Source organism: Mesorhizobium sp. M1A.F.Ca.IN.020.06.1.1 (genome assembly GCF_004023265.1).
Taxonomy (GTDB): Bacteria; Pseudomonadota; Alphaproteobacteria; order Rhizobiales; family Rhizobiaceae; genus Mesorhizobium.
Genome location: NZ_RZSR01000345.1, coordinates 1 through 5,517, shown reverse-complemented (window position 1 = coordinate 5,517; position 5,517 = coordinate 1). Strand labels below are relative to the sequence as shown.

The following is a 5,517-nucleotide window of genomic DNA, read 5'->3' as shown; positions in this document are numbered from 1 at the left end:
GCACATAGATGCCGGAGGGATCGACCAGCAGCGGCATGTCGGCATATTTCTCCCGCGCCTCGAAGACGAAGACGTTGCGCTTGCGCGGCTCGACCGGCAGCGCAAGCCCCGCAAGGGCGGCCACCTTGCCGGCGTTCGGGCCGGCGGCATTGACGATGATGCCGGCCTCCAGCGTCTCGCCATTGTCGAGGGCGACGCCGGTGACGCGACTGCCCTGGCGCGTGATACCGGTGGCCGACGCGGTGATGAAGTCGATCCTCCTCTCGCGCAGCGCCTTACGGAACAGCATCAGCAGCGCATGCGCGTCGAACCAGCCCTCGCCGCCGCGGCCATAGGCGCCCGCGGAAATGCCTTCGGTTGAAAGCCAGGAGAAGCGGCGGGCGAGCTGGCCTGCATCCTCCAGCACGATATCGGCGCCTTCGGCGATCTGCGCCTCGTGATTGGCCTTGAGGATCGGCAGCCCCGCCTCGCCGGCGAGGATCAGATAGCCGCCCTCGCGAAAGCCGATATCGGCGTCGGCGCCGAAAGTCTCTTTCAGCTGCCGGAACAGCTTCAGCGTGAATTGCGACAGGCGGATGTTTTCGGGAATGGAAAATTGCTGGCGGATCGAGGCCAGGGACAGCGTCGTCGCCGCTTGCGAGAATTGCGGATCGCGCTCGATCAGCGCGATGGAGCCGGTAAAACCTTCTTCGCGCAGATAGTAGGCGACCGAGGACCCGACGATGGCGCCGCCGATGATGACGATGTCGTAACGCACTTTGTTCTCCGATTCACCGGTCCTCACGCGACCGGCAAATTGATCTCGAAGCGCGCGCCGCGTTCGGAGTCAACCAGCGTTATCGTGCCATCATGTGCTTTCAGGAGGGCCAGCACGATGCCGAGGCCCATGCCGGTGCCGCCGGCCTCGCGTCTTGTGGTGAAGAACGGCTCGAATATTCTTGCGCGATTGGCCGCCGAAATGCCGCCGCCGTCGTCGTCGACGTGGAGGGCCACCCTTTCGCCCGCCTTTTCGGCGCCGACCGTCACCTGCTTCGCGCCGTGCCGTGCGGAATTGTCGATGAGGTTGGCGAGCACGATCGCGAGATTCTCGCCCGAGATGCCGAGGCCGATATCGCTGCCCGATTCGACGCGTACCTCCAGCCTGGCGTCGACCGGCAGCAGCGCCAGCGCCGCGCCGATTGTCGTGCTTTCGCCGCTCGGCGCCAGGTTTTCCGCGCGCGCCAGTTCGAGCAGCCGGCGTACCAACAGATTGAGCCGTCCGGCATCGGTGACGATGTTATTGGAAAAACGCCGTCGCTCGGTCTCGTCCATCGTCCCGCCGGAATCCCTGAGCAGCTCGGCCGCGCCCTGGATCGCCGTCAGCGGCGATTTCAGCTCGTGCGAGACATGGGTGGCGAAGGTCTGGATGCTGTCGGAGCGCGCCTGGAGTTTTTGCGCCATGTCGAGAAAGGCGGCCGACAGGGCCGCCATCTCGCGCGTGCCGTGATGGGCGAGTGGCCGCATTGCCTCGCGGTCGCCGGCGGCGATGCGTTTGGTGCGCTCGATCAGCGCGTAGATCGGCCGGCTGACGGTGCGGATGAACACCAGCGCGATCAGCAGCGTGCCGCCGAGAATCGCGATCGCCGCGAGCGTGACCTTGCCGCGCTCGCCATAGAGATGTTTCACGATGTTGTTCGGCGTTCGCGACATATAGACCACGCCGGCGACCCTGCCGTCGAGTTCGACCGGCAAGGCGACGAAGACGCGCACCTTGGTGCCGCGACTCACCGAATAGAGCGGCGGCGGCGGCTGGTCGGGGATCCGCAGGCGAAGCTCGCTTGCATAGGCGCCTGCGAGCGCCTGCCGCACCTCCTCGACCGCAACGAAAGACTGTCCGACCTCACCGCCGCCGGCAATCACCACGCCATGCGGATCGAGCAGCCGGAAGCCGGCAAGCGTTGTCTTCTGCGCCTCGTCCAGAATGCCGTCGAGCTTTGCGCCTATGGCCGCGAAGTCCGGATCGGCGGTGGCGGGAACGGCCGCCGGTCGCGACGGCATGACATTGTCGGAGGCAAGGTCGAGCTGCGGCTCGATCGGCTGATAGGGGTAATTATTGTCCCTTGCCGGATCCGCCGAGATCGGCGTTCCCAACCGTTCCGGTGCAATGCCGGCCGCGCGCACCGCATCGGCATAGACGGCGGCAATCACCGCGCCCTGTGCGATGAGCTCGCCCTCGGTCTGGCGGATCAGCTGGTTTTCATAGAGCCGGAAGAAGAACAGGCCGACCAGCGGCAGCGCCATCACCACGATCAGGATGGCGACGACCACGGTGGCGAGCCTGGGCCGCCATTTCTCCTTGCTCAGCCACCGCATCGGCCGAGCCGGAAGCCGACGCCATGCACGGTCGCGATCGCATCCGAACAGCCGACCGCCGCCAACTTGGCGCGGATGTTGCGGATATGGCTGTCGACCGTGCGTTCCGAGACATGGATGTTGGATTGGTAGGCATTGGCCATCACCGCATCGCGGCCAAGCACATGCTGCGGGCGGCCAAGAAAACCTTTCAGAATCGCGAACTCGATCGCTGTTAGGGTGAGCGGCTTGCCTTCAAAGCTCGCAGCATGACTTGCCGGAACCAGCACGAGCTTGCCATGCGCGAACTGACGGTCGTCGGCGTCTTCCTCCACCACCGCCGGGCGCGCCCGCCGCAGGATGACGTTGACGCGGGCAACCAGCTCGCGTGGGCTGAACGGTTTCGTCACATAGTCGTCGCCGCCCATTTCAAGGCCGAGGATACGGTCGATTTCTTCATCGCGGGCCGACAGGAACAGCACCGGCACGTCGGAGCGCTGCCGCAGCCTGCGGCAGACCTCCAGCCCGTCCATCTCCGGCATGCCGATGTCGAGCACGATGAGGTCGGGCGCGCGGCGCTCGACCGCTTGCAGCGCGGCGGCGCCGTCGGCGACGGCGGCCGTCTTCATGCCGGCCTTTTCCAGCGCGAAGCAAATGATCTCGCGGATATGCGGATCGTCGTCGGCGACGAGGATGTTGTGCGGCATGGAATCTGCAGCTCGCTGAATACGGTTTTGTCATGGCAGGATTAGCAAGCGGGCCGTGCTTGTCGAGAGCGCGCAAAGGCCGCCAGTCGTGAAAGCTGGCGTCAAGACCGAACCGTCCCGAGCGCCGCCGCTCGCATGGCATGCCGCAGCCCTGATCTTGGGATGAAAGGAAGCATGACCGCCGTGATGCGCGGCCTCTGCGGCTCGACCAACCACCAGCCTTCGTTGCGGAGGCGCCGGGGCAGGGGACCAGCGGGATCTGTGATGTGTTCGCATGCCGCCTGTTTCGCCGGCGGCTGCGGAAAGCGCGCGGCGGATTGGAGGAGGTTTTCCGCAAGGATTTGCAGATTTCGTGCAGGAGCAAAGTCGTTTCAGGCTGGCGCCGCCTCTCACCTGCCTGCCGGCATCCTCTCCCCGTATAGTGACGGGGAGAGGGGCGCTGCCATCGCCGGCTTCGCCAATCGCCAGCATTGCAGGAGCCGACATCGCGGCCAGGCCCTTTCTCCCCGTCACTATACGGGGAGAAATGCCCGGCAGGGCAATGAGGGGCGGCGCCGGCTTCGACAATTAGCCAGAACGCAAATGAGTTCTATGGTGCCGCGCCTTGCCTCGCCCGCTGCAAGCCGGCATAGATCGGTCATGACCTCTGACACCTACCGCCCGCGCCGCTCGGTGCTCTACGTGCCCGCTTCGAACGACAAGGCGCTGGCCAAGATCCCGTCCTTGGCCTGCGATACCGTCATCATCGACCTCGAGGATGGCGTGGCGCTGGCCGACAAGGTTTCCGCCCGCGACAAGCTGACCGGCATCCTCGCCGCGCGGCCGGCGCGCCGCTGCGAGATGGTGGTGCGCATCAATCCGCTCGGCAGTGAATGGGGCATCGACGACCTGTTGACCGTCGCCAAGGCAGAGCCCGACGGCATTCTTTTGCCCAAGATCGGAACGCCGCGCGACATCCTCGAGGCCGGCGACCTGCTCGACGACAATTTCGCGCCGGATATCGTGAAACTGTGGGCGATGATCGAGACGCCCAAGGCGCTGCTCAACGTCGGCGCCATCGCCGAGCTTGGCCGCGATCCCGCCTCCCGCCTCGCTTGTTTCGTCGCCGGAACGAACGATCTGGTGAAGGCAACCGGCATTCTGGCGACGCCCGACCGGCGCTATCTCACGCCCTGGCCGCTGCAGCTTGTGCTCGCCGCCCGCGCCGGCGGCCTCGACGTGATCGACGGCGTCGCCAACGACTTTCGCGACCTCGACGCCCTCGCGCGGGAATGCGCCGGCGCGGCCGCCATGGGTTTCGACGGCAAATCGCTGATCCACCCCGCCCAGATCGAGCCGGCGAACCGCGCCTTTGCGCCGGCGCCGGAGGCCCTGGCCAGGGCGCGCGCGATCAGGGAGGCGTTCTCACGGCCCGAAAATGCCGGCAAAAGCGTCATTGCGCTGGACGGCCGCATGGTCGAGCGGCTGCATCTGGCGGAAGCCGAGAAACTTCTGGCGAAGGCCGCAATCATCGGCGCATGATGCGCTCGAGCGATTCCAGCAAAGATAGACAAGCATTGGTCACGACAGGGTCGAAAATGAAACTCTACCGCTTTCTGTCCGGTCCGGACGATTCCACTTTCTGCCATAAGGTGACGGCGGCCCTGAACAAGGGCTGGCACCTGTTCGGCTCGCCGACCTATGCCTATGACAAGACGACCAAGTCGATGCGCTGCGGCCAGGCCGTGGTGAAGGATATCGAGGGCCAGGAATACACCTCGGACACCAAGCTCAGCGATTGGTAGGAAAGGGCGGCAGCCCTCTCATTCGTCACCCCGCCGCTGCCTGCTCGGCCGCTTCCTCGATCCGCTCCATGTCGTCGTCCGACAGGCCGAAATGGTGGCCGATTTCGTGGATCAGCACGTGGGTGACGATGTCGCCCAGCGTCTCCTCGTTCTCGGCCCAATAGTCGAGGATGGCGCGGCGGTAGAGCGTGATGCGGTTCGGCCCCTCGCCGGTTTGCGGGTTCCAGCGCTCGGCGATGCCCCGCCCCTCGAACAGGCCAAGCAGGTCGAAGGGCGTCTCCAGCGACAGGTCGTCCATGATCTCGTCGGTCGGAAAATCGGCGATCTGGATGATGATCTCGCCGGTGAGCTTGCGGAACTCCTCCGGCAGATGGGCGTAGGCCTCCAGCGCCAGAAGTTCCATCTCATCCATCGATGGCGAGAGTTGGTCATGCCAGATGCGGGTCTTGTAGATGCGGGCCATGAGGTTTCCTTTGACCTCGGCATATAGGCTTTCGCGCCGGTGGAGGCAAATGGGCCCGGCTGGCTGGGTCTTGGAAGCTGAAAGACGAAGGAATAAATTCCTTGCGACTCCGCTTGACTCTTCCAGGCCCCTCTGGAATCTATAAGAACATAACAGGAACAACTACTGCCGGAAGTGAACGTCATGGCGATAAGCGCCGTGGCGCGGGAAACTGTTTTTGCCCTGCGCCGCC

6 protein-coding genes are annotated in these 5,517 nt (G+C 64.9%); 2 read left to right on the top strand and 4 right to left on the bottom strand.

Annotated features, from left to right (window positions below; all coding sequences use genetic code 11):
* The 3 genes from EOA60_RS16535 to EOA60_RS16525 all read right to left on the bottom strand — a co-directional run.
* Nucleotides 1-757: FAD-dependent oxidoreductase (locus EOA60_RS16535; RefSeq protein ID WP_164899350.1), on the bottom strand; the 757-nt coding region annotated here is incomplete at its 3' end.
* Nucleotides 758-780: 23 nt separating this feature from the next.
* A complete protein-coding gene (locus EOA60_RS16530; RefSeq protein ID WP_095825140.1) occupies nucleotides 781-2,352 on the bottom strand; it encodes a HAMP domain-containing sensor histidine kinase in 1,572 nt (523 codons plus the stop codon).
* Entirely contained in the window at nucleotides 2,340-3,038 is a 699-nt protein-coding gene (locus tag EOA60_RS16525) for a response regulator transcription factor (RefSeq protein ID WP_067323595.1), read from the bottom strand. Before EOA60_RS16525 ends, EOA60_RS16530 begins: the two co-directional genes overlap by 13 nt.
* 639 nt (nucleotides 3,039-3,677) lie before the next feature.
* Here EOA60_RS16525 and EOA60_RS16515 point away from each other — a divergent pair.
* Nucleotides 3,678-4,559 carry a CoA ester lyase gene (locus EOA60_RS16515; protein ID WP_164899349.1) on the top strand — a complete coding sequence of 294 codons (882 nt, stop codon included), beginning with the start codon at nucleotides 3,678-3,680 and terminating at the stop codon, nucleotides 4,557-4,559.
* Between the two features lie 56 nt (nucleotides 4,560-4,615).
* Nucleotides 4,616-4,822: a DUF1737 domain-containing protein gene (locus tag EOA60_RS16510; RefSeq protein ID WP_095776719.1), complete on the top strand. Its 207-nt coding sequence runs from the start codon at nucleotides 4,616-4,618 to the stop codon at nucleotides 4,820-4,822.
* 25 nt (nucleotides 4,823-4,847) lie between these two features.
* On the opposite strand, the gene EOA60_RS16505 is transcribed toward EOA60_RS16510, so the two are convergent.
* The gene (locus tag EOA60_RS16505) at nucleotides 4,848-5,285 is read right to left on the bottom strand and encodes a metallopeptidase family protein (RefSeq protein WP_066991616.1); all 438 of its coding nucleotides are present in this window, start codon (nucleotides 5,283-5,285) and stop codon (nucleotides 4,848-4,850) included.
* Nucleotides 5,286-5,517 lie beyond the last annotated feature (232 nt).